Source organism: Mycobacterium sp. NGS63 (genome assembly GCF_059812295.1).
This window is the reverse complement of record NZ_JCALCJ010000001.1, coordinates 12,242-31,701: the sequence shown is the minus strand read 5'-3', so window position 1 is coordinate 31,701 and position 19,460 is coordinate 12,242. Positions and strand designations below refer to the sequence as shown.

At 69.2% G+C, this 19,460-nt stretch carries 25 protein-coding genes and 1 pseudogene; 14 read left to right on the top strand and 12 right to left on the bottom strand.

The features are described 5' to 3' along the window. Positions 1-78: 78 nt before the first annotated feature. Together AC5Y4Z_RS00190 and AC5Y4Z_RS00185 are read right to left on the bottom strand one after the other, a co-directional pair. Entirely contained in the window at positions 79-1,257 is a 1,179-nt protein-coding gene (locus AC5Y4Z_RS00190) for a class I SAM-dependent RNA methyltransferase (protein ID WP_499960211.1), read from the bottom strand. Then, positions 1,254-3,248 (bottom strand): APC family permease, encoded by a 1,995-nt coding sequence (locus AC5Y4Z_RS00185; protein WP_499960210.1) that lies wholly within the window; start codon positions 3,246-3,248, stop codon positions 1,254-1,256. Before AC5Y4Z_RS00185 ends, AC5Y4Z_RS00190 begins: the two co-directional genes overlap by 4 nt. Positions 3,249-3,376: 128 nt before the next feature. Between AC5Y4Z_RS00185 and AC5Y4Z_RS00180 the strand changes: the two genes are divergently transcribed. Both AC5Y4Z_RS00180 and AC5Y4Z_RS00175 read left to right on the top strand, forming a co-directional pair. Continuing rightward, positions 3,377-4,063, top strand: a complete 687-nt coding sequence (locus AC5Y4Z_RS00180) for a potassium channel family protein (protein ID WP_499960209.1) — start codon at positions 3,377-3,379, stop codon at positions 4,061-4,063. Next, positions 4,060-4,734 (top strand): potassium channel family protein, encoded by a 675-nt coding sequence (locus AC5Y4Z_RS00175; RefSeq protein ID WP_499960208.1) that lies wholly within the window; start codon positions 4,060-4,062, stop codon positions 4,732-4,734. Before AC5Y4Z_RS00180 ends, AC5Y4Z_RS00175 begins: the two co-directional genes overlap by 4 nt. Here the strand turns inward: AC5Y4Z_RS00175 and AC5Y4Z_RS00170 are convergent. After that, entirely contained in the window at positions 4,731-5,372 is a 642-nt protein-coding gene (locus AC5Y4Z_RS00170) for a DUF3159 domain-containing protein (RefSeq protein ID WP_499960895.1), read from the bottom strand. The genes AC5Y4Z_RS00175 and AC5Y4Z_RS00170 overlap by 4 nt on opposite strands. Positions 5,373-5,382: 10 nt before the next feature. Further along, a complete protein-coding gene (locus tag AC5Y4Z_RS00165; protein ID WP_499960207.1) occupies positions 5,383-5,751 on the bottom strand; it encodes an OB-fold nucleic acid binding domain-containing protein in 369 nt (122 codons plus the stop codon). 135 nt (positions 5,752-5,886) lie between these two features. Here AC5Y4Z_RS00165 and AC5Y4Z_RS00160 point away from each other — a divergent pair, with 135 nt between their 5' ends. Further along, positions 5,887-6,585 carry an alpha/beta hydrolase gene (locus AC5Y4Z_RS00160; RefSeq protein WP_499960206.1) on the top strand — a complete coding sequence of 233 codons (699 nt, stop codon included), beginning with the start codon at positions 5,887-5,889 and terminating at the stop codon, positions 6,583-6,585. A 73-nt stretch (positions 6,586-6,658) separates the two neighbouring features. Here AC5Y4Z_RS00160 and AC5Y4Z_RS00155 read toward each other — a convergent pair whose 3' ends face one another. Both AC5Y4Z_RS00155 and dut read right to left on the bottom strand, forming a co-directional pair. Beyond that, positions 6,659-7,408 carry a DUF3710 domain-containing protein gene (locus AC5Y4Z_RS00155; protein ID WP_499960205.1) on the bottom strand — a complete coding sequence of 250 codons (750 nt, stop codon included), beginning with the start codon at positions 7,406-7,408 and terminating at the stop codon, positions 6,659-6,661. Then, a complete protein-coding gene (gene dut, locus AC5Y4Z_RS00150; RefSeq protein ID WP_499960204.1) occupies positions 7,408-7,884 on the bottom strand; it encodes a dUTP diphosphatase in 477 nt (158 codons plus the stop codon). The genes AC5Y4Z_RS00155 and dut overlap by 1 nt, the downstream gene beginning before the upstream one ends. 25 nt (positions 7,885-7,909) lie before the next feature. Here dut and AC5Y4Z_RS00145 point away from each other — a divergent pair, with 25 nt between their 5' ends. After that, entirely contained in the window at positions 7,910-8,386 is a 477-nt protein-coding gene (locus AC5Y4Z_RS00145; RefSeq protein WP_499960203.1) for a DUF3093 domain-containing protein, read from the top strand. Positions 8,387-8,390: 4 nt separating this feature from the next. Here the strand turns inward: AC5Y4Z_RS00145 and AC5Y4Z_RS00140 are convergent, their stop codons facing one another. Continuing rightward, positions 8,391-8,693, bottom strand: coding sequence for a DUF4193 domain-containing protein (locus AC5Y4Z_RS00140; RefSeq protein ID WP_007774871.1), 303 nt, complete (start codon positions 8,691-8,693; stop codon positions 8,391-8,393). Positions 8,694-8,874: 181 nt separating this feature from the next. On the opposite strand from AC5Y4Z_RS00140, the gene cei reads away from it, so the two are divergent. Then, positions 8,875-9,534, top strand: a complete 660-nt coding sequence (gene cei, locus AC5Y4Z_RS00135; protein ID WP_499960202.1) for an envelope integrity protein Cei — start codon at positions 8,875-8,877, stop codon at positions 9,532-9,534. Between the two features lie 5 nt (positions 9,535-9,539). Here cei and AC5Y4Z_RS00130 read toward each other — a convergent pair whose 3' ends face one another. Beyond that, positions 9,540-10,406 (bottom strand): inositol monophosphatase family protein, encoded by an 867-nt coding sequence (locus tag AC5Y4Z_RS00130; RefSeq protein WP_499960201.1) that lies wholly within the window; start codon positions 10,404-10,406, stop codon positions 9,540-9,542. Between the two features lie 65 nt (positions 10,407-10,471). On the opposite strand from AC5Y4Z_RS00130, the gene ppgK reads away from it, so the two are divergent. Beyond that, positions 10,472-11,266, top strand: a complete 795-nt coding sequence (gene ppgK, locus AC5Y4Z_RS00125) for a polyphosphate--glucose phosphotransferase (RefSeq protein ID WP_499960200.1) — start codon at positions 10,472-10,474, stop codon at positions 11,264-11,266. Between the two features lie 178 nt (positions 11,267-11,444). After that, on the top strand, positions 11,445-12,986 hold the full coding sequence (locus AC5Y4Z_RS00120) for an RNA polymerase sigma factor (RefSeq protein ID WP_499960199.1): 1,542 nt from the start codon (positions 11,445-11,447) through the stop codon (positions 12,984-12,986). A gap of 51 nt (positions 12,987-13,037) precedes the next feature. Here AC5Y4Z_RS00120 and AC5Y4Z_RS00115 read toward each other — a convergent pair whose 3' ends face one another. Further along, positions 13,038-13,397, bottom strand: a complete 360-nt coding sequence (locus AC5Y4Z_RS00115) for an Rv2640c family ArsR-like transcriptional regulator (protein ID WP_499960198.1) — start codon at positions 13,395-13,397, stop codon at positions 13,038-13,040. A 103-nt stretch (positions 13,398-13,500) separates the two neighbouring features. On the opposite strand from AC5Y4Z_RS00115, the gene AC5Y4Z_RS00110 reads away from it, so the two are divergent. The 3 genes and pseudogenes from AC5Y4Z_RS00110 to AC5Y4Z_RS00100 all read left to right on the top strand — a co-directional run bounded on the left by AC5Y4Z_RS00110 (position 13,501) and on the right by AC5Y4Z_RS00100 (position 15,944). Further along, positions 13,501-13,944 (top strand): ArsI/CadI family heavy metal resistance metalloenzyme, encoded by a 444-nt coding sequence (locus AC5Y4Z_RS00110; protein WP_499960197.1) that lies wholly within the window; start codon positions 13,501-13,503, stop codon positions 13,942-13,944. Further along, a pseudogene (gene arsB, locus AC5Y4Z_RS00105) lies at positions 13,941-15,325 on the top strand (ACR3 family arsenite efflux transporter); the annotation flags it as partial. The gene AC5Y4Z_RS00110 and the pseudogene arsB, both read left to right, overlap by 4 nt. 328 nt (positions 15,326-15,653) lie before the next feature. Continuing rightward, entirely contained in the window at positions 15,654-15,944 is a 291-nt protein-coding gene (locus AC5Y4Z_RS00100; protein ID WP_499960196.1) for a WhiB family transcriptional regulator, read from the top strand. Between the two features lie 62 nt (positions 15,945-16,006). Here AC5Y4Z_RS00100 and AC5Y4Z_RS00095 read toward each other — a convergent pair whose 3' ends face one another. Beyond that, positions 16,007-16,426, bottom strand: a complete 420-nt coding sequence (locus tag AC5Y4Z_RS00095) for a nuclear transport factor 2 family protein (protein WP_499960195.1) — start codon at positions 16,424-16,426, stop codon at positions 16,007-16,009. An 83-nt stretch (positions 16,427-16,509) separates the two neighbouring features. Between AC5Y4Z_RS00095 and AC5Y4Z_RS00090 the strand changes: the two genes are divergently transcribed. Beyond that, the gene (locus tag AC5Y4Z_RS00090; protein ID WP_499960194.1) at positions 16,510-16,926 is read left to right on the top strand and encodes a RidA family protein; all 417 of its coding nucleotides are present in this window, start codon (positions 16,510-16,512) and stop codon (positions 16,924-16,926) included. Here the strand turns inward: AC5Y4Z_RS00090 and AC5Y4Z_RS00085 are convergent. After that, positions 16,866-17,234 carry a DUF952 domain-containing protein gene (locus AC5Y4Z_RS00085; RefSeq protein WP_499960193.1) on the bottom strand — a complete coding sequence of 123 codons (369 nt, stop codon included), beginning with the start codon at positions 17,232-17,234 and terminating at the stop codon, positions 16,866-16,868. The two genes, AC5Y4Z_RS00090 and AC5Y4Z_RS00085, sit on opposite strands and share 61 nt — an antisense overlap. Before the next feature lie 131 nt (positions 17,235-17,365). Here AC5Y4Z_RS00085 and AC5Y4Z_RS00080 point away from each other — a divergent pair, with 131 nt between their 5' ends. Then, a complete protein-coding gene (locus AC5Y4Z_RS00080) occupies positions 17,366-17,551 on the top strand; it encodes a DUF7455 domain-containing protein (protein WP_499960192.1) in 186 nt (61 codons plus the stop codon). A 64-nt stretch (positions 17,552-17,615) separates the two neighbouring features. Continuing rightward, positions 17,616-18,617, top strand: a complete 1,002-nt coding sequence (locus AC5Y4Z_RS00075) for a YihY/virulence factor BrkB family protein (protein WP_499960191.1) — start codon at positions 17,616-17,618, stop codon at positions 18,615-18,617. On the opposite strand, the gene AC5Y4Z_RS00070 is transcribed toward AC5Y4Z_RS00075, so the two are convergent. Further along, positions 18,618-18,857, bottom strand: a complete 240-nt coding sequence (locus AC5Y4Z_RS00070; RefSeq protein ID WP_499960190.1) for a DUF3039 domain-containing protein — start codon at positions 18,855-18,857, stop codon at positions 18,618-18,620. It abuts the gene before it with no gap. Positions 18,858-18,902: 45 nt separating this feature from the next. Between AC5Y4Z_RS00070 and AC5Y4Z_RS00065 the strand changes: the two genes are divergently transcribed. Then, positions 18,903-19,340 (top strand): DUF3099 domain-containing protein, encoded by a 438-nt coding sequence (locus AC5Y4Z_RS00065; RefSeq protein WP_499960189.1) that lies wholly within the window; start codon positions 18,903-18,905, stop codon positions 19,338-19,340. The last annotated feature ends 120 nt before the right edge of the window (positions 19,341-19,460 follow it).

Below are 19,460 nucleotides of genomic sequence, written 5' to 3'. Positions count from 1 at the left end.
GGCCGCGCCGAGACTGCGCCCAGATCGCCTTTCGGCCCGGTTTTGACGCGCTGAGCGCAGTCTCGGCGAGAAAAGGGGCTAACGGGTCAGCAGCGCAACGCTTTCGGTGTGATGGGTCAGCGGGAACGCGTCGAACACCCGGATCTTTGCAACGGTGTAGCCGTGGCCGCGGTACAGCCCGACATCGCGGGCGAAAGACGCGGCCTCGCAACCGATGTGGACCACGCGCGGCACGCCGGCGGCGGCCAGCAGGTCGATGACCTCGCGCCCGGCGCCGGCCCGCGGCGGATCCAGCACCGCGACCTGTGCCGGTGCGCCTTGGGCGGTCAGCGCGCGCCGCACCGAGTCGGTGACGACGTCGACCTGGGGCAGGTCGGCCAGCGCGGCGCGCGCCGCCCGCGTCGCCGAGCGCGACGTGTCCACGCTCAGCACCCGCCCCGACTCCCCCACCGCCTGGCCCAGCGCGGCCGCGAAAACCCCCGCGCCGCCGTAGAGATCCCAGACCGTCGCGCCCGCATCGGGTTGCGCCCAGTCGGCGACCAGGCCGCTGTAGACCGCCGCCGCGTCCCGGTGCGCCTGCCAGAACGCCGTGACGGGCACCCGCCAGCGGCGCGCGCCCACCCGCTGCACCGCCTCGTAGCCGCCCTCGGCCACCGTCGTCGCCGTCCGCCTGCCCTGGCGCCGGCTGCACACCACGTGGCGCTCGCCGTCGTCGTCGATCACCACGTGCAGATGCGCGCCCGGCGGCCAGTCGACGTCGGCCAGCCCGTCCAGCATTCCCGGCGGCAGCTGCGCGCAGCGCAGGTCGCCGACCAGCTCGTCGCTGTGATAGCGGTGAAAACCCGGCCGGCCATCGGCGCCCACGTCCAGCCGCACCCGCGTGCGCCACCCGGTCGCCTCCGGCGACAACGGCTCGGCGTCGCCGCTCCACTGCTGCCCGCCGAGGCGCTCCAGCTGGTTGGCCACGACCCGCCCCTTGAGCGCCCGCGCGGCCGCCGGGGCGGCGAACGCCAGATCGCAACACCCGGCGCCGTCCACCCCGGCGATGGGGCACAGCGGCGCGATGCGATCGTCCGACGGCTCGAGCACCTCGACAACCTCGGCGTGCCAATAGGATTCGCGCTGCGCGCTGACGCGCACCCGCACCCGCTCGCCGGGCAGGGCGTAGCGGACGAACACGACGCGACCCTCGTGGTGCGCCACGCAGCTGCCACCGTTGGCGGGGGCGCCGGCGACCAGCGTCAGCTCGGTGCTCAATCGAAGATGCCCCGCCGGGCGTCGCCGGGCGCCGCGTGCGGTTGGAATGTCTTGAGCCGCTCCGACGAATTCAGTTGCCAGGGAACGGAAGTGACCATCACGTTGGGCATGAACAACAGTCGGCCCTTGAGCCGCAGCGCGCTCTGGTTGTGCAGCACCTGCTCCCACCAGTGGCCCACCACGTATTCGGGGATGAACACCGTCACCACCGTGCGCGGCGACTCCTTGCTGACCCGCTTGACGTAGTCGAGCACCGGTCGGGTGACCTCACGGTACGGCGACGCAATGACCTTGAGCGGCACACTGATATCGCTTTCCTCCCACTTGTGCACCAGGTCGCGGGTTTCGGCGTCGTCGACGCTGACCGTCAGCGCCTCGAGCGCATCCGGGCGGGTCGCGCGCGCATACGCCAGCGCGCGCAGGGTCGGCAGGTGCAGCTTGGACACCAGCACCAGGGCGTGGTTGCGGCTGGGCAACACCACGTCGTGCTGGGCGGCCTCCTGCTCCTCCAGTTCCCGGCTGACGGTGTGGTAGTGCCGATGGATCATCTTCATGATCCCGAACAGCAGACTCATCGCGAACAGCGCGATCCAGGCCCCCGCGGCGAACTTGGTGATCAGCACGACCAAGAGCACCGTCCCGGTGGACAGCAGCCCCACCGTGTTGACCACCCGCGAGCGCATCATCTTGCGCCGCATCCGCGGGTCGGTCTCGGTGCGCAGCAACCGCGTCCAGTGCCGCACCATGCCGATCTGGCTGAGCGTAAACGAGATGAACACCCCGACGATGTACAGCTGGATCAGCGCGGTGACCTCGGCGCGGAACGCGATGATCGCCAGCAGGGCCGCCGCCGACAGGAACAGGATCCCGTTGGAGAACGCCAATCGGTCTCCGCGCGTGTGCAATTGGCGCGGCAGGTAGCTGTGCTGCGCCAGCACCGAACCCAGCACCGGGAACCCGTTGAACGCGGTGTTGGCCGCCAGCACCAGGATCAGCGCGGTCACCGTGGCGATCAGCAGGAAGCCGATGTGGAAGCTGCCGAACACCGTCTCGGCCAGCTGGGCGACCAGCGTCTTCTGGTAGTAGTCGGGCGGGGCGCCGGTCAGCTGCGTCGCCGGGTCCTCGACGAGCTGCACCCCGATCTTCTCGGCCAGCACGATGATCCCCATCAACAGCGTCACCGCGATGCCGCCCAGCATCAGCAGCGTCGTCGCGGCGTTGCGCGACTTGGGTTTCTCGAACGCCGGCACCCCGTTGCTGATCGCCTCGACACCGGTCAGCGCCGCGCAGCCCGACGAAAAGGACCGCGCCACCAGGAAGGCCAACGCGAACCCGACGATCTGGCCGTGCGCGGCGTGCATCTGGAACCCGGCGGATTCCGCGCGCAGCGGGTCGCCCAGCACGAAGATGCGGAACAACCCCCAGCCGATCATGACGAGGACCCCGAAGATGAACGCATACGTCGGGATGGCGAAGGCCACACCCGACTCGCGGACCCCGCGCAGGTTCAGCGCCATCACCAACAAGATGGCGGCCACGCAGAAGAACACCTTGTGCTGGGCCACGACCGGGATCGCCGAGCCGATGTTCGACATCGCCGACGCCGTCGAAACCGCAACGGTCAGAACGTAATCCACCATCAGGGCGCTCGCGACGACGAGGCCGGCCGTGTCGCCGAGGTTGGTGGTGACCACCTCGAAGTCGCCGCCGCCCGACGGGTAGGCGTGCACGTTCTGCCGGTAGCTGGCCACCACCACGAGCATGACCGCGGCCACGGCCAGGCCGATCCAGGGCGTCAGCGCGTACGCGGTCACCCCGGCCACCGAGAGCATCAGGAAGACTTCCTCGGGCGCGTACGCCACCGACGACAGCGCGTCCGAGGCGAACACCGGTAGCGCGATCCGCTTGGGCAGCAGGGTGTGACTCAACCGGTCGCTGCGAAACGGCCGCCCGATGAGCAGCCGGCGCGCAGCGGTCGAAAGTTTGGACACGAGAGCCAAGGGTAAGCCCACCCGGGCTTGGTAGCGTTCCGTAGGCGAGAATGTTGCGGACGTACCGAATCGGCTGGCCAGCCCGGGTTGCCGATTGAACAGCGCAGGACCCAGCCGGGAGGACCTCAGTGCGCGTGGTGGTGATGGGTTGCGGCCGGGTGGGCTCCTCCCTGGCCGACGGACTGTCCCGAATCGGCCACGATGTCGCCGTCATCGACCGCGACAGCGCCGCCTTCAACCGGCTGAGCCCGGAATTCGCCGGCGAGCGGGTGCTGGGCCAGGGATTCGACCGGGACGTGTTGCTGCGGGCCGGCATCGAGGAGGCCGACGCGTTCGCTGCGGTGTCCTCCGGGGACAACTCCAACATCATCTCGGCCCGGCTGGCCCGGGAGACCTTCGGCGTGGGGCGCGTCGTCGCCCGCATCTACGACGCCAAGCGCGCCGAGGTCTACGAGCGCCTCGGCATCCCCACCATCGCCACGGTGCCGTGGACCACCGACCGCCTGCTCAACGCGCTGACCCGGGAGAGCGAGACCGCCAAGTGGCGCGACCCGACCGGCACCGTCGCCGTGGCCGAGCTGGAGCTGCACGAGGACTGGGTGGGGCGTCGGGCCACCGACCTGGAGCGGGCCACCGGCGCGCGGGTGGCGTTCTTGATCCGGTTCGGCACCGGGGTGCTGCCGGAACCCAAGACCGTCATCCAGGCCGGCGACCAGGTCTACATCGCCGCGATATCCGGGCGCGCCGCCGAGGCGGTCGCGATCGCGGCGCTGCCGCCCAGTGAGGACCTCGACTCGGGAGAGCAGCGCAAATGAAGGTAGCGGTCGCCGGGGCCGGGGCGGTGGGGCGCTCCGTCACCCGCGAGCTTGTCGCCAACGACCACGACGTGACGCTGATCGAGCGCAACCCCGACCACGTCGACGTCGACGCCATCCCGGCGGCGCACTGGCGCCTGGGCGACGCCTGCGAACTGAGCCTGCTGCAGTCGGTGCACCTGGAGGATTTCGACGTGGTGGTCGCCGCGACCGGCGACGACAAGGTCAATGTGGTGCTCAGCCTGTTGGCCAAGACCGAGTTCGCGGTGCCGCGGGTGGTGGCCCGGGTCAACGATCCCCGCAACGAGTGGCTGTTCACCGACGCCTGGGGCGTGGACGTGGCGGTGTCCACCCCGCGCATGCTGGCCTCGCTGATCGAGGAGGCCGTCGCCGTCGGGGATCTGGTGCGGCTCATGGAATTCCGCCGCGGGCAGGCCAACCTGGTCGAGATCACGCTGCCCGACGACACCCCGTGGGGCGGCAAGCCGGTGCGCCGGCTGCAGCTGCCGCGGGATGCGTCGCTGGTGACGATCCTGCGCGGCCCGCGGGTCATCGTGCCCGAGGCCGACGAGCCGCTGGAGGGCGGCGACGAGCTGCTGTTCGTGGCGGTCGCCGAGGTCGAGGAGGAGCTGCGCAAGCTGCTGCTGCCCGACGCCGAGCCGCGCGACTAGTCGGCTGTGATTTCAGCGGGGTCCTCCGCGGCGGGCAGCGCGCGCTGGGCGGCCTTGATCGCCACGTAGGTCGCCAGCGCGGCCAGCACGGTCAGCGGCCAGCCCATCCCGATGCGCGCCACGCCCAGCCAGCCGGTCTGGTCGGCGTCGTAGAGCAGGCGCTGCACCACGAACCGGGCGCCGAACACCAGCACCCAGCACAGCGTGGCGACGTCGAACGCGTAGACCGCGCGCGGCACGTCGCGCCAAGCGCGATCGCGCCCGCCGGCCCAGCTCCAGGCGTAGCCGACGAGCGGCCGGCGGATCAGCACCGACACCGCGAACACCACCGCCCACAGCAGCGACATCCAGATGCCCATGAGGAAGTAGCCCTTGGACTGCCCGACCAGGTAGGCGATCAGCGCGCACGCCGCGACGCCGATGAACCCCGAGACCGCCGGCTGGGTCGAGTCGCGGCGGATCAGCCGCCACAGCAAGACCAGCCCCGCGGCGCCCAGCGCGGCCGCGATCGCGGGCAACAAACCGGACAGCCCGGACACCGCCACGAAGACCACGACGGGCAGCGACGAGTAGACGATGCCGCTGACCCCGCCGACCTGCGCCAGCAGGCGCTCCGGCCCGACGCGCTCGGCGGTCACCGGCGAGCGGTCACCGCTCAATTTCGTAGCGCGGGTTGTAGATGGCCTTGGTCCCGTTCTCGAGCTTGCCCATCCGGCCGCGCACGCGAAGCGTGCGTCCCGAGTCGATGCCCGGGATGCGGCGCTGGCCCAGCCACACCAGGGTGACGGTGTCGGTGCCGTCGAACAGTTCGGCGCGGACCCCGCCGGAGCACCCCTTGCCGTTCATCTCCACGCTGCGCAGGGTGCCGATCATGGTGACCTCCTGGCCACGCTCACAATCGATCGCGCGCTGCGCGCCGGTGCTTGCGACTTCGTCCGACAATTCCTCGGAGTCAAGCTGCTCCGGGTCCTCCGTCAACCGACGGGTCAGCCGGCGCAAGTAACTTTGGGCCCCCATGGCCCCTCCTGACGATGCTTGGTAAGCCTCGGGCTTGTCTAATGCCAACGGACACCGTAGACCTCTTGGTTCCCCGGCGCCAAACCAACCAAACGTGATGTTGGACCCACCTTCGCCGGCGGGCAATATCGAGGGGTGGCTGTCGATTTGCGGGGTGTCACCACGGTGTTGCTGCCGGGCACCGGATCCGACCACGACTACGTCCACCGGGCATTTTCGGGTCCGCTGCGCGAGGCCGGCGCGACGCTGCTCGCCCCGGCGCCGCGCCCGGAGGCGTTGATCGACGGCTACCTGCGCGCGCTGGACGACGCCACGCACGACGGCCCGATCGCCGTGGGCGGCGTCTCGATCGGCGCGGCGGTGGCGGCCGCCTGGGCGCTGGCGCACCCCGATCGCGCGGTCGCCGTGCTGGCCGCGCTGCCGGCCTGGGCCGGCGCCCCCGAGGATGCCCCGGCCGCGCTGGCCGCCCGGTATTCGGCGTCGCAGTTGCGCGCCGACGGCTTGGCGGCGACGACGACGCAGATGCGGGCGTCCAGCCCGCCGTGGCTGGCCGACGAGCTGGCCCGGTCGTGGCGGGCGCAGTGGCCGCAGCTGCCCGACGCCATGGAGGAGGCGGCAACTTACGTCGCGCCCAGCCGCGCCGAGCTGAGCCGGCTGGCCGCGCCGCTGGCCGTGGTCGCCGCGGTCGACGATCCGATTCACCCGCTGCAGGTGGCCGTCGACTGGGTCGCCGCCGCGCCCCGCGCGGCGCTGCGGACGGTGACGCTGGGCCAGATGGGCGTCGACACCGCCGCGCTGGGCGCGGCCTGCCTTGCCGCGCTCGCCGAGCTCTAAGGCCATCGAGACTGCGCACAGATCGCGATCCGCCACAAAAACACGCACTGGGCGCAGTCTCGGCGCGCCTGTACTAGCCGCCGGTGGTGGTGCGCAGCTGCTGCATGGCCGACCCCTCGACGCTGCGGCGCGCGGCCGGCTCGGCGGGCGGCTGTTGCGCATCCCCTTGTTGCGAGGCCTGTTGCGCGGCCTCCTGCTGCGCGGCCGCGGCCGCCCGCAACTGTTCGGCCATCGGCTCGGGCAGCTGCACGGGCAATGGCGTGCGCACCGGCAGCGGCGTGTCGCCGCGGCGAACGACGGTGTCCGCCAACGCGGCTCGCGCCTCCTGCTCCAGCGCCTCGATGGTCTCGTGCGGCCCGTTGATGACGCAGCGGATCATCCAGCGGTAGCCGTCGACCCCGATGAACCGCACCGCGCCGGACGCGGTGCCGACCACCTCCCGCCCCCAGGGGCCGTCCTTGATGCTGACCTTGGCCGAGTCCTTGCGCAGCGACTCGGCGAGCTCGGCGGCCACCTCCCGCCACAGGCCGGCCGTCTTGGGCGCGGCGTAGGCGGCGATCGTGAAGCGACCGTTGGGCGTGACCACCCACACCGCGCTGGGGACGCCGGTCTCGGTCAGCTCGACCTGCAGCTGGCCGGCCTCCGGCATCGGGATGAGCACCGAGCCCAGGTCGAGGCGGGCCAGCTCGGCGACCGCGGGGTCGTCGAAGTCGTCGATGTCGAACGGCCCGTCGAGCTCTTCCAGCTCATCCGAGAAGGCCGGGTCGTTCTGCTCGACCGCAGCCTCGTCGTCCTTGTCTGAACCTCTGCCAAATGCCGCCATCACAAACTCGCATGCCCTCCGGAGGAACCGTGACCACCGTCGCCACGGGATGTTTCGGCCAGCCCGGCCTCGTCGAACGACGACACCTCGACCAGCTCGACCAATTCGACCCGCTGCACCAGCAATTGGGCGATGCGATCACCGCGGTGCACCAGGATCGGCTCGGCCGGGTCGAGGTTGATCAGCGCGACCTTGACCTCGCCGCGGTAGCCGGCGTCGATGGTGCCGGGGCTGTTGACGATCGAAAGCCCCACTCGCGCAGCCAATCCCGAGCGCGGGTGGACCAGCCCCACCATGCCGAACGGGATCGCGACCGCGACGCCGGTGCGCACCAGCGCGCGCTGCCCCGGGTCCAACGTGACGTCTTCGGCGCTGTAGAGATCGACCCCGGCGTCGCCCTCGTGGGCGCGGCTGGGCAGCGGAAGTTCGGGGTCGAGACGCACTACTTTTACTTCAAAGGCCAGACTGGTCGACACGGGGCCACAGACTACCCTTGACCGCATGTCTTCTACGCGCGTCGCGCCGCACAGTGTGCGATATCGCGAACGACTATGGGTGCCGTGGTGGTGGTGGCCGCTGGCCTTCGGACTGGCCGGGCTGGTCGCTTTCGAAGTCAACCTCGGTGTTCGCTCCCTGCCCGACTGGCTGCCGTACGCAACGCTGTTCGTCGTGGCGGCGGGCGCGCTGCTGTGGCTGGGCCGCATCGAGATCCGCGTCACCGCCGGCCCGGACGGCGTCGAGCTGTGGGCGGGCGACGCGCACCTGCCGGTCACCGTGATCGCCCGTTCCGCCGAGATCGCGCCGTCGGCGAAGTCGGCAGCGCTGGGCCGCCAACTCGATCCGGCGGCCTTTGTGCTGCACCGGGCATGGGTCGGCCCGATGGTTCTGGTGGTCCTCGATGACCCAGACGACCCGACGCCGTACTGGCTGGTGAGCTGCCGTCACCCGGAGCGGGTGCTGTCGGCATTACGCAGCTGACCGATCAGGCTGCGCAGTCGGTACAGATCATCACGCCGTTCTTCTCGCTGGCGAGACGGCTGCGGTGTTGAACCAGAAAGCAGCTCGAGCAGGTGAACTCGTCGGCCTGCTTCGGGATGACGCGGACGGACAGCTCCTCGCCGGACAGGTCGGCGCCGGGAAGCTCGAAATTTTCGGCGGTTTCGGATTCGTCGACGTCGACGACGGCCGAGGCCGCTTCGTTCCGCCGCGCTTTGAGCTCCTCCAGCGAGTCTTCCGAGACGTCGTCCGTCTCGGTACGCCGCGGAGCGTCGTAGTCGGTAGGCATATCTATCCCCTGCCCTATCCCCTCAAAGGCCTCGTTTACCTCAAGCAACGCTTTGTACCAGCGTCGAACGCATCCACCAAACGATTCGTGCCCGTATCGCGCGCCATTAAGGTGTGATTTACGTCACACGGGTGGATTGACCCTTGTCTCGAGTCTTAAACAGTCCGTTTAGAGTGCACCTGTGGTCGCACAAATCACCGAGGGTACCGCTTTTGACAAGCACGGTAGGCCCTTTCGGCGCCGCAACCCCCGGCCCGCCATCTTCGTGGTGGCCGTCCTGGCGGTGGTGACCGCGGTGGTGTGGACGATCGCGTTGACGCGCCCGGCGAAGGTGCACGAGGCCGTGGTGTGCAACCCGCCGCCCCAGCCGGCCGGGTCGGCGGGCTCGGCTGTGCCCCAACTCGGCGAGCAGGTTTCGCGCAGCGCGATGGCCGACGTCAACCCGGCCAAACTCGCCGACACCAAGGTCCGTGTCCTCAACGCCAGCGGTCGCGGCGGGCAGGCCGCCGACGTCGCGGGCGCGATGAAAGACCTTGGCTTCGCGCAACCCACCGCCGCCAACGACCCCGTCTACGCCGGCACCCGGCTCAACTGCCAGGGCCAGATCCGCTTCGGCACGGCCGGGCAGGCCACCGCGGCCGCGGTGTGGCTGGTGGCGCCGTGCAGCGAGCTGTTCAACGACAACCGCGCCGACGACTCCGTCGACCTCGCCCTCGGCACGGAGTTCACCGCGCTGGCCCACAACGACGACATCGACGCGGTGCTGGCGGGCCTGCGCCCCGGGGCCACCGAACCCGCGGATCCCCTTCTGCTGCAAAAGATTCACGCCAGCAGCTGCTGACGGGCTCAGTCCCGAAGCGGCGCCAGGCCGTCGAACCGTTGCAGCGCGGCCAACAGCTCGTCGGCGATGCCGGGCGCGGCGGCCACCACCAGTCCGGCGCCGCCGGCCGGGTCGGGCTCCGGCACCACGACCCGCGCCCCGGCCTCGGCGGCGATCAGCGCGCCGGCCGCGCGGTCCCACACCTGCAGCCCGTGCTCGAAGTAGGCGTCCAGCCGGCCCGCGGCGACCATGCACAGGTCCAGCGCCGCCGAACCGATGCGCCGGATGTCGCGCACCAGCGGCAGCATCCGCGCCACCAACGCCGCCTGGCTGGTGCGGCGCCGCCGCGAGTACCCAAAACCGGTGCCCAGCAACGCCATTGACAACTCGTCGACCGCGGCGCAGCGCAACGGCCGGGTGCCCCCGTCGTCGGTGACGTGCGCGCCGAGGCCCGTCGCCGCCGAGTAGACGCGCCCGGCGACCACGTCGGCGACCGCGCCCGCCACCGACACGCCGTCGATCTGCGCGCCCACCGACACGGCATAGGCCGGGATGCCGTAGACGAAATTCACTGTGCCGTCGATGGGATCGAGCACCCAGGTGACCGCGTCACCCGGCGCGGTGGTGCCGCCGCCCTCCTCGCCGAGGATCGGGTCACCGGGCCGCAGTTGGGCCAACCGGTGCCGCAGCAGCCGCTCGGTCTCGGTGTCGACGACGGTCACCGGGTCGGTCGGGGTGGACTTCGAGCGCACCGCGCCACTGCCCGCGGCCGAAACGCCTGCCGCGCCGAACACCTCGGCGCGGCGGCGCCGCACGAACTCGGCCGCCTCGGCGGCCAGCTTTTCGGCCACGGACCGCAGTCGCGCGGCCGGCTCTTCGGGCGGTTGCGTCATCCGTCCATCGCAGCACAGACGAGGCTAAGGTGGGCGGACAGGCCAAGTCTCGCCGAGGAGTTCCGATGACCACCAGCGACTCGACCACGGATACGCCACCCGGTACGCCGCAGCGTCGCGGCTTCGGCATCGACGTCGGCGGCAGCGGCATCAAGGGCGGCATCGTCGACATGGACACCGGGCTGTTGATCGGTGAGCGGATCAAGCTGTTGACCCCGCAACCGGCCACCCCGGCGGCCGTCGCCAAGACCATCGCCGAGGTGGTCGACGGGTTCGGCTGGACCGGCCCGCTGGGGGTGACCTATCCCGGCGTCGTCACCCACGGCGTCGTGCAGACGGCGGCCAACGTCGACAAGTCGTGGATCGGGACCAACGCGCGCGACATCATCAGCGCCGAACTCGCCGGCCAGGAGGTGGTGATTCTCAACGACGCCGACGCGGCCGGGCTCGCCGAGGAGCGCTACGGCGCGGGCCGGGAGCAGACCGGCCTGGTGGTGTTGCTGACATTCGGCACCGGGATCGGGTCGGCCGTCATCCACAACGGGACGCTGATCCCCAACACCGAGTTCGGCCACCTCGAGGTCGGCGGCAAGGAGGCCGAAAAGCGGGCGGCGTCGTCGGTCAAGGAGCGCAAGGGCTGGAGCTTCGAAAAGTGGGCCAAGCAGGTCACACGGGTGCTGGTGACCATCGAGAACGCGATCTGGCCGGATCTGTTCATCGCCGGGGGCGGCATCAGCCGCAAGGCCGACAAGTGGGTGCCGCTGCTGCGAAACCGCACCCCGGTGGTGCCCGCGGCCCTGCAGAACACCGCCGGCATCGTGGGCGCGGCGATGGCGGCGACCGAGGATGTGACGCACTGAATTTTGGCCGGTCGGCGGGTAGGAGCGGCCGCTGTCGTTACAATGGTGCTCGGCGACCGCCCAAGCAGAAAGCGTGCGAACACACACGCCGATATCAACGCCGACATTCGACATAGCAGACACTTTCGGTTAACCATGCCCAAACCCACCGAAAGTGCGTCCGACCGAAGGGGTGTAAGTGGCAGCGACCAAGGCACGTGCGGCAACCGATGAGCCGGTGAAACGCACCGCCACGAAGGCTCCATCGGCGCCCGCCAAGCGATCGCCGGCGAAGGCCGCCAATGGCGCCGCCCCCGCCAAACGCGCCACCAAGACGGCGCCGCGGGCCGCCAAGTCCACCCGGGGCCACGAGTCCGCAGAGCCCAAAGAGGCGACCAAGAAGACGCGCCCGGCGGCCAAGGCCGGCGCCAAGACCGCCCGCGGAACCAAGGCGGCGGGCAAGGGCGCCGCGGAGGACACCGACCTCGAGGCCCTCGACACCGACGGCGCGGTCGAGGACCTCGACGGCGAACCCGATCTCGAAGGCGAGCCCGTCGAGGATCTCGACATCGACGCCGAGGACCTCAACCTCGACGACCTGGAAGACGAGGTGACCGCCGACGGCGAGACCGACCTCGAGGCCGCCGACACCGAGGAGGGCGAGGCCGCGGCCGCGCCCGCCGCGAAGGGCGAAGCCGCCGCCGAAGAGGACGAGGACATCGCCGAGCCGTCCGAAAAGGACAAGGCCTCCGGCGATTTCGTCTGGGACGAAGACGAATCCGAGGCGCTGCGTCAGGCCCGCAAGGACGCCGAACTGACCGCGTCCGCGGACTCGGTGCGCGCGTACCTCAAGCAGATCGGCAAGGTGGCGCTGCTCAACGCGGAGGAAGAGGTCGAGCTGGCCAAGCGGATCGAGGCCGGCCTGTACGCCACGCAGCTGATGACCGACATGGCCGAGCGCGGCGACAAGCTGCCCGCCGCCCAGCGCCGCGACATGATGTGGATCTGCCGCGACGGCGACCGCGCCAAGAACCACCTGCTGGAGGCCAACCTGCGTCTGGTGGTGTCGCTGGCCAAGCGCTACACGGGCCGCGGCATGGCGTTCCTGGACCTCATCCAGGAAGGCAACCTGGGCCTGATCCGCGCGGTCGAGAAGTTCGACTACACAAAGGGATACAAGTTCTCCACCTACGCCACGTGGTGGATCCGCCAGGCCATCACCCGCGCCATGGCCGACCAGGCCCGCACCATCCGCATCCCGGTGCACATGGTCGAGGTGATCAACAAGCTGGGCCGCATCCAGCGCGAGCTGCTGCAGGACCTGGGCCGCGAGCCCACGCCCGAGGAGCTGGCCAAGGAGATGGACATCACGCCCGAGAAGGTGCTGGAGATCCAGCAGTACGCGCGCGAGCCGATCTCGCTGGACCAGACCATCGGCGACGAGGGCGACAGCCAGCTCGGCGACTTCATCGAGGACAGCGAGGCGGTGGTCGCCGTCGACGCCGTGTCGTTCACCCTCCTGCAGGACCAGCTGCAGTCGGTGCTGGAGACGCTGTCCGAGCGCGAGGCCGGCGTCGTGCGGCTGCGCTTCGGGCTCACCGACGGCCAGCCGCGCACCCTCGACGAGATCGGGCAGGTCTACGGCGTGACCCGCGAGCGCATCCGCCAGATCGAGTCCAAGACGATGTCGAAGTTGCGCCACCCCAGCCGGTCGCAGGTGCTGCGCGACTACCTGGACTGACCGCTTCCCGCCTCTGGGCGGTCTTTACCGCGCAGCGTCACCGGCGTGGCGCTAGGCGCAACAGTTTGGGTCCAACGCGGCGCATAACGCTTGCAACGCGTCCGGACGGACCCGGTGAAATACGTTCATCCCGCGCCGATCCGAGGCTATGAGCCCTGCCTTACGCAGCTGGTTCAGGTGATGGCTGACCGTGGATTCGCTGAGGTCCAATACCGTCGCGAGCTTCCCCGAGATCTCCTCGCCTGCGGAGGAACTGAACAGATACGACACGATCTTCACCCGCACCGGATCTGCCAGGGCCTTGAGGCGCAACGCGATCTGCAATGCGTCGTCATCGCTCATTGGACCCGAGGCCACGGGGGCGCAACACACGGGCGCGCTCGTGTCGATCGCGGGCAACGCTTTTGGCATCCCGTCATTCTGCCACATAGGTTGACATATATCGAAAAGGTACGGCATGCTGGGCCCACGCCCTAGTTCGATATATGTCTCACACCCTCGGAGGTTTGCCGCCATGTCCCGCGTTCAATTGGCCCTTAATGTCGATAACCTCGACGAGGCAATTACGTTCTACTCCAACTTGTTTGACACCGAGCCAGCCAAACTCAAGCCCGGCTACGCCAACTTCGCGGTGGCTGACCCACACCTCAAGCTGGTCCTGATCGAGAACCCCGGCAAGGGCGGGTCGCTCAACCACCTCGGCGTCGAGGTCGAGTCCAGCGAAACGGTGCGTACAGAGATCGCGCGCCTGGACGCAGCCGGCCTGTCCGCCGCGGAGGAGATGAACACCACCTGCTGCTTTGCCACCCAAGACAAGCTGTGGGTCACCGCGCCGGACGGCGAAAAGTGGGAGGTCTACACGAAGCTGGCCGATGCCGAGACATTCAGCGCATCCGACCCAGCTGCCGGAGAAACCGACGCCTGCGCATGCGACTGCGGCCCGAAAGCCGCCGGATGAGCACACCGGCCACCGCCACCCTCGTTCCCGTCGTAGGCAAGCTGTCCACGCTCGACCGATTCCTACCGGTGTGGATCGGCGCCGCGATGCTCGCCGGACTTCTGCTGGGCCGCGCCTTCCCCGGTCTCGACCGGGCACTGGGCGCGGTCCAACTCGACGGCATCAGCCTGCCGATCGCCATCGGGCTGCTGGTGATGATGTATCCCGTGCTGGCGAAGGTTCGCTACGACCGGCTCGACACCGTGACTGGCGACCGCAAGCTCATGGCCACGTCGCTGATGCTCAATTGGGTGATCGGCCCGGCCCTGATGTTCGCGCTCGCGTGGCTGCTACTGCCCGACCTGCCCGAGTACCGCACCGGCCTGATCATCGTCGGCCTGGCGCGCTGCATCGCGATGGTCATCATCTGGAACGACCTCGCGCGCGGCGACCGGGAAGCCGCTGCCGTCCTGGTCGCACTGAACTCGGTGTTTCAGGTGATCATGTTCGCCGCGCTCGGCTGGTTCTACCTGTCTGTCCTGCCCGGCTGGCTCGGCCTTGATCAAACCTCGATCAGCGTTTCGCCGTGGCAGATTGCCAAGTCCGTGCTGATCTTCCTCGGCGCGCCGCTGCTGCTCGGCTACCTGTCGCGCCGAATCGGCGAGCGCACAAAGGGCCGCGACTGGTACGAGAGCCGGTTTCTGCCGACGGTCGGACCGTGGGCGCTCTATGGACTGCTGTTCACCATCGTGATCCTCTTCGCCCTCCAAGGCCACCAAATCACCACCCGGCCATGGGATGTCGCTCGAATCGCGCTCCCACTTTTGGCCTACTTCGCCATCATGTGGGGTGGCGGCTCCCTCGTAGGCGGCGTCCTCGGCTTCGGCTATGAGCGCACCACCACTTTGGCTTTCACCGCCGCGGGCAACAATTTCGAGCTGGCCATCGCAGTGGCGATTGCCACCTATGGTGCCGCCTCCGGACAGGCCCTGGCCGGAGTGGTGGGTCCGCTGATCGAGGTGCCCGTGCTCGTCGCACTGGTCTACGTTTCCCTAAGTTTCCGACCGCGCCTATTTGCGGCGCCAACAGGCAGCGCGGGTCGATGAGCCGCAAGCCCAGCGTCCTGTTTGTCTGCGCGCACAGGGCCGGCCGTTCCCAAATGGCCGCCGCGCTAGCTCACCCACCTCGCCGGTGATCGCATCGACGTACGTTCCGCAGGAACCGACCCGCCGATCAGCTGAACCCTGCCGCCGTCGGAGCGATGACTGAACTCGGCAGCAACATCGCCGCCTCAGTCCCCCTAGTCCTTACCCCCGGCACGGTGGAGACCAGCGACATCGTGATCACTATGGGATGCGGCGATACGTGCCCCTACTTCCCCGGAGTCGCCTATCGCGACTGGAACTCGCTGAACTCCTCCCCACCACCAACACCACATGAACACCGTGTTCTCGGCAGTTTTCCGGCCGCTCCGCGAGCTGACTGGTTGTTCGTGAAGCGCGGATCCCGCCATCCCCTCGGCGCTCGGCGGCCGCCTTCGAACCCCCGTCCCGAAAAAAAGGTACGAATGTGCCAGAAAACCGTTGCGGGATCGAGACCGACCCGCTAACTTTGGCGGTAGGGATTCAGGTCACACGCGCGGGCACGATGTGGCGCACATCCCAGCATGGGAGGCGGCCGGACTTGCGGCCGGGGATGAAGGGGTTGGCTCGTTGTCTGGAATACGTCTTGTGCCCGTGACCAGCGCCGCACCCGAGGGCGATCGCGCTTGGGTCTCGCAGGCGCTCTGCCGGGAATCAGATCCTGACGACCTGTTCGTGCGGGGGGCCGCACAACGCCAGGCGGCGGTCATCTGCCGGCACTGCCCCGTGATGCAGCAGTGCGCGGCGGACGCGCTCGACAACAAGGTCGAGTACGGCGTCTGGGGCGGCATGACCGAGCGGCACCGCAGGCGATTGCTCAAAGAACACCCCGAAATCGTGTCGTGGGCGGACTTTTTCGAGGCACGCTCGGTCGGATAACGGGCCCCAGCCGAACGCCGAACTCCTCATTACGAAATTGTTACAGGTCGCGCGGGTCCAGTTCAACCGTCCCCGAGCCGCTCGAGACGCCCGCTGGGGTCGTAGTAAAGCTCCTGGCGGGCGATGCGGCCGTCGCGGTAGCGGTAGACCACCACGTACGTCGAGCGCAGCCGTTGCGCGCCCGTGGTCCAGTCGAAGCGCACCAACACGAACGCCGTCTCCCCCTCGGAGGTGATGGCGCAATCCGTTGCCTGGTAATCGATCTCCGTGCAGCCCTCGATCGTGAGAGCAATGAACTCGAGCGCGCGCTCGACGCCCTCGATCCGCTCAGGCCAGTCGAAGAGCCGCACCGTCGGGCTCACGTACACCACGTCGGGCTGATAGAGGTCCCGCGCGATCGCCGGGTCGCCGGCCGCGAACGCCCGCGCGAAGCATGCCTCCTGCGCGACAAGCGCGTCCAGCGAGACGCCCCGTGCGGTCATGCCGAGCATGCTAACTCCGGCCTCGCAGGCCGCCTCGGGAGAATTCGGTCGCGGGGGCCGCTTCGGCGTCGTACCGTGACCGCATGTCAGCCAACCGCACCCTCGTCTCGTCCGGATCGGAATTCGAGTCGGCGGTGGGTTATTCGCGCGCGGTGCGCACCGGCCCGCACGTGGCGGTGGCCGGGACCACCGGCGCCGGAGACGATCTCGCCGCCCAGACGCGAGATGCCCTGCGCCGCATCGAGATTGCGCTGCAGCAGGCGGGCGCGGCGCTCGCCGACGTGGTCCGCACCCGCATCTACGTGACCGACATCTCCCGCTGGCGCGAGATCGGGGCGGTGCACGCCGAGGTATTCGGCGCGATCCGCCCGGTCGCCACGATGGTCGAGGTCGCCGCGCTCATCGCGCCCGAGTTGTTGGTGGAGATCGAAGCCGACGCCTACGTGTCCGAGCCCGGCGGCACGACGGGCGGAAAGGTGCCGTCGGGCCGCGGCGGATAGGCGGTGACCCGGATCGCGGCGCGCGCGGGCAGTGGGCCGTACAGGTGCGGGAACAGCATCGCGTCGGGATCCGTTGGCACCCCCGGCTCCCAGCGCACCGGCGCGTCCAGCAGGGCCGGGTCGACGTGCAGCAGCACCAGGTCGTCGCGGCCGCGGTAGAGCCGGTTGGCCGGCAGGTGCACCTGCTCGGGCGTCGACAGGTGGATGAACTCGGCCCCGCCGGCCGGTTCGATCCCGCCGCGGGCGCGGGCGGCCGACCACTCGTCCCGCCCGCACAGGTGCACCAAAACGCCGGGGTCAAAGGCCACGTCGGCCACCTTAAAAGGCCCGCCGGTTAAACCTGAGCAACCGGTGAGAAACGACACACCCGATAACGATCGGGGAACAAGGCGAAAACCCCATTCGTCTGAGAGAGTGAATGTACGAGAACGGAGATGCCATGAACGCAACGCTGACCAGTCCCGAGCTCACCAGAGCGGACCGCTGCGATCGCTGCGGTGCCGCCGCTCGTGTCCGCGCCACGCTGCCTTCCGGACTTGAACTTCTCTTCTGCCAGCACCACGCCAACCAGCACGAGGCGAAGCTGTCCGAACTGGACGCCGTGCTGGTGGTCAGCGAAAGCTAGGCCGTTCAACTCACCCGCCGGCAATGTGGGCGGCGGGGGCAGTCATCGGTAATGCTGGATGGGTATGAGCGATCAGGTCGCAAAGCCGTCCCGCCACCACATCTGGCGAATCAGTCTCAGGACCCTGTCGAAAAGCTGGGATGACTCGATCTTCTCCGAGTCGGCCCAGGCGGGGTTCTGGTCGGCGCTGTCGCTGCCGCCGCTGCTGCTGGGAATGCTGGGCGCGCTGGCCTACGTGGCGCCGCTGTTCGGCCCGGACATGCTGCCGAGCATCCTGCACCAGGTGATCTCGACGGCGCATAGCGTGTTCTCCCCCAGCGTCGTCAACGAGATCATCGAACCCACCATCCGCGACATCGCCAACAACGCCCGCGGCGAGGTGGTGTCGCTCGGCTTCCTGATCTCGCTGTGGGCCGGGTCGTCGGCGATCTCGGCGTTCGTCGACTCCGTCGTCGAGGCCCACGACCAGACGCCGCTGCGCCACCCGGTGCGGCAGCGGTTCTTCGCGCTGTTCCTGTACGTGGTCGGGCTGGTGGTCGTGGTCGCGACCGCGCCGTTGGTGGTCGTCGGCCCGCGCAAGATCGGCGAACACATCCCGCTCGGCCTGTCCAACGTGCTGCGCTACGGCTACTACCCGGCGCTGATCCTCGTTCTGATGATCGGGGTGATGATCCTCTACCGGGTGGCCCTGCCGGTGCCGCTGCCGTCGCACCGGCTGATCTTCGGCGCGGTGCTGGCCACCGCGGTGTTCCTGATCGCCACGCTGGGCCTGCGGTTCTACCTGAGGTGGATCACCAGCACCGGCTACACCTACGGCGCGCTGTCCACGCCGATCGCTTTCCTGTTGTTCGCGTTCTTCGGCGGCTTCGCGATCATGATCGGCGCCGAACTCAACGCCGCCATCCAGGAGGAGTTCCCCGCCCCCAAGACGCACGCGCACCGGCTGCGCAACTGGGTGCGGGCGCACACGCGCAGGCGGGTGGCGGACTTCCGGGCGCAGCCGGCGCCGCCGCAGCGCGACGTCGTCGACGTCGCCGACGTCGCCGCGGCAGAGCCGCCGGGCTGATCAGTCCTTCTTGAGGTGCTCGTAGATGCGCTTGCACTCCGGGCAGACCGGCGAGCCCGGCTTCGCCGCGCGGGTGACGGGAAACACCTCGCCGCACAGCGCCACCACGTGGTTGCCCATGACGGCGCTCTCGGCGATCTTGTCCTTCTTGACGTAGTGGAAGTACTTCGGGGTATCGCTGCCGGTCCCGTCGTCGACGCGTTCGTCGGTGTCGGTGCGCTCGATCGTCTGGGTCTGCATGGCTCACATTGTGCCCCCTGACTCCCGGGTACCGGAATCGATCCGGTGTGGGACAGTGGAGATATGAAGCGCGGCGAACAGCTGGGTTTCGACGGTTTCGACGACGAGGGCCGCCCGGTCCTCATCACCTCCGCCGCCCCCTCCTACGAGGAGGAGCATCGCGCCCGGGTGCGTAAGTACCTGACCCTGATGGCGTTTCGGGTTCCGGCGCTGATCCTGGCCGCCGTCGCGTACGGCGCCTGGCACAACGGACTGATCTCGCTGCTGATCGTGGCGGCCTCGGTGCCGCTGCCGTGGATGGCCGTGCTGATCGCCAATGACCGGCCGCCCCGCCGCTCCGACGAGCCCCGGCGCTTCGACAGCACCCGGCAGCGCACCCCACTGTTCCCCCGGGCCGTGCAGCCGTCGCTGGAGCCCCGGCGACCGCAACAGCCGTCGCCGCACCCGCGCGGCGGTGACCACCCCGAAGACGGTTCCCGGTAAGCGCGCACCCGCCGCTGTTCTCAGGACATTCTCAGGTCGTCGGCACATTTCTGCACGTCAAGGCGTGTGAGATCACAAAGGGGCGGGAACTCCCAAGTCGAATCTGTCGTTAAACCACAT

What these genes read in the sequence shown, in the direction of transcription:
- ppgK (WP_499960200.1), top strand. Translation starts at nt 10,472, where the DNA reads ATGACCACCAGCGACTCGACCACGGATACGCCACCCGGTACGCCGCAG.
- AC5Y4Z_RS00165 (WP_499960207.1), bottom strand. Translation starts at nt 5,751, where the DNA reads ATGGGGGCCCAAAGTTACTTGCGCCGGCTGACCCGTCGGTTGACGGAG.
- AC5Y4Z_RS00140 (WP_007774871.1), bottom strand. Translation starts at nt 8,693, where the DNA reads ATGCCTACCGACTACGACGCTCCGCGGCGTACCGAGACGGACGACGTC.
- AC5Y4Z_RS00080 (WP_499960192.1), top strand. Translation starts at nt 17,366, where the DNA reads ATGAACGCAACGCTGACCAGTCCCGAGCTCACCAGAGCGGACCGCTGC.
- AC5Y4Z_RS00075 (WP_499960191.1), top strand. Translation starts at nt 17,616, where the DNA reads ATGAGCGATCAGGTCGCAAAGCCGTCCCGCCACCACATCTGGCGAATC.
- AC5Y4Z_RS00090 (WP_499960194.1), top strand. Translation starts at nt 16,510, where the DNA reads ATGTCAGCCAACCGCACCCTCGTCTCGTCCGGATCGGAATTCGAGTCG.
- AC5Y4Z_RS00110 (WP_499960197.1), top strand. Translation starts at nt 13,501, where the DNA reads ATGTCCCGCGTTCAATTGGCCCTTAATGTCGATAACCTCGACGAGGCA.
- AC5Y4Z_RS00155 (WP_499960205.1), bottom strand. Translation starts at nt 7,408, where the DNA reads ATGGCGGCATTTGGCAGAGGTTCAGACAAGGACGACGAGGCTGCGGTC.
- AC5Y4Z_RS00145 (WP_499960203.1), top strand. Translation starts at nt 7,910, where the DNA reads ATGTCTTCTACGCGCGTCGCGCCGCACAGTGTGCGATATCGCGAACGA.
- AC5Y4Z_RS00175 (WP_499960208.1), top strand. Translation starts at nt 4,060, where the DNA reads ATGAAGGTAGCGGTCGCCGGGGCCGGGGCGGTGGGGCGCTCCGTCACC.
- AC5Y4Z_RS00095 (WP_499960195.1), bottom strand. Translation starts at nt 16,426, where the DNA reads ATGACCGCACGGGGCGTCTCGCTGGACGCGCTTGTCGCGCAGGAGGCA.
- AC5Y4Z_RS00115 (WP_499960198.1), bottom strand. Translation starts at nt 13,397, where the DNA reads ATGCCAAAAGCGTTGCCCGCGATCGACACGAGCGCGCCCGTGTGTTGC.
- AC5Y4Z_RS00070 (WP_499960190.1), bottom strand. Translation starts at nt 18,857, where the DNA reads ATGCAGACCCAGACGATCGAGCGCACCGACACCGACGAACGCGTCGAC.
- AC5Y4Z_RS00130 (WP_499960201.1), bottom strand. Translation starts at nt 10,406, where the DNA reads ATGACGCAACCGCCCGAAGAGCCGGCCGCGCGACTGCGGTCCGTGGCC.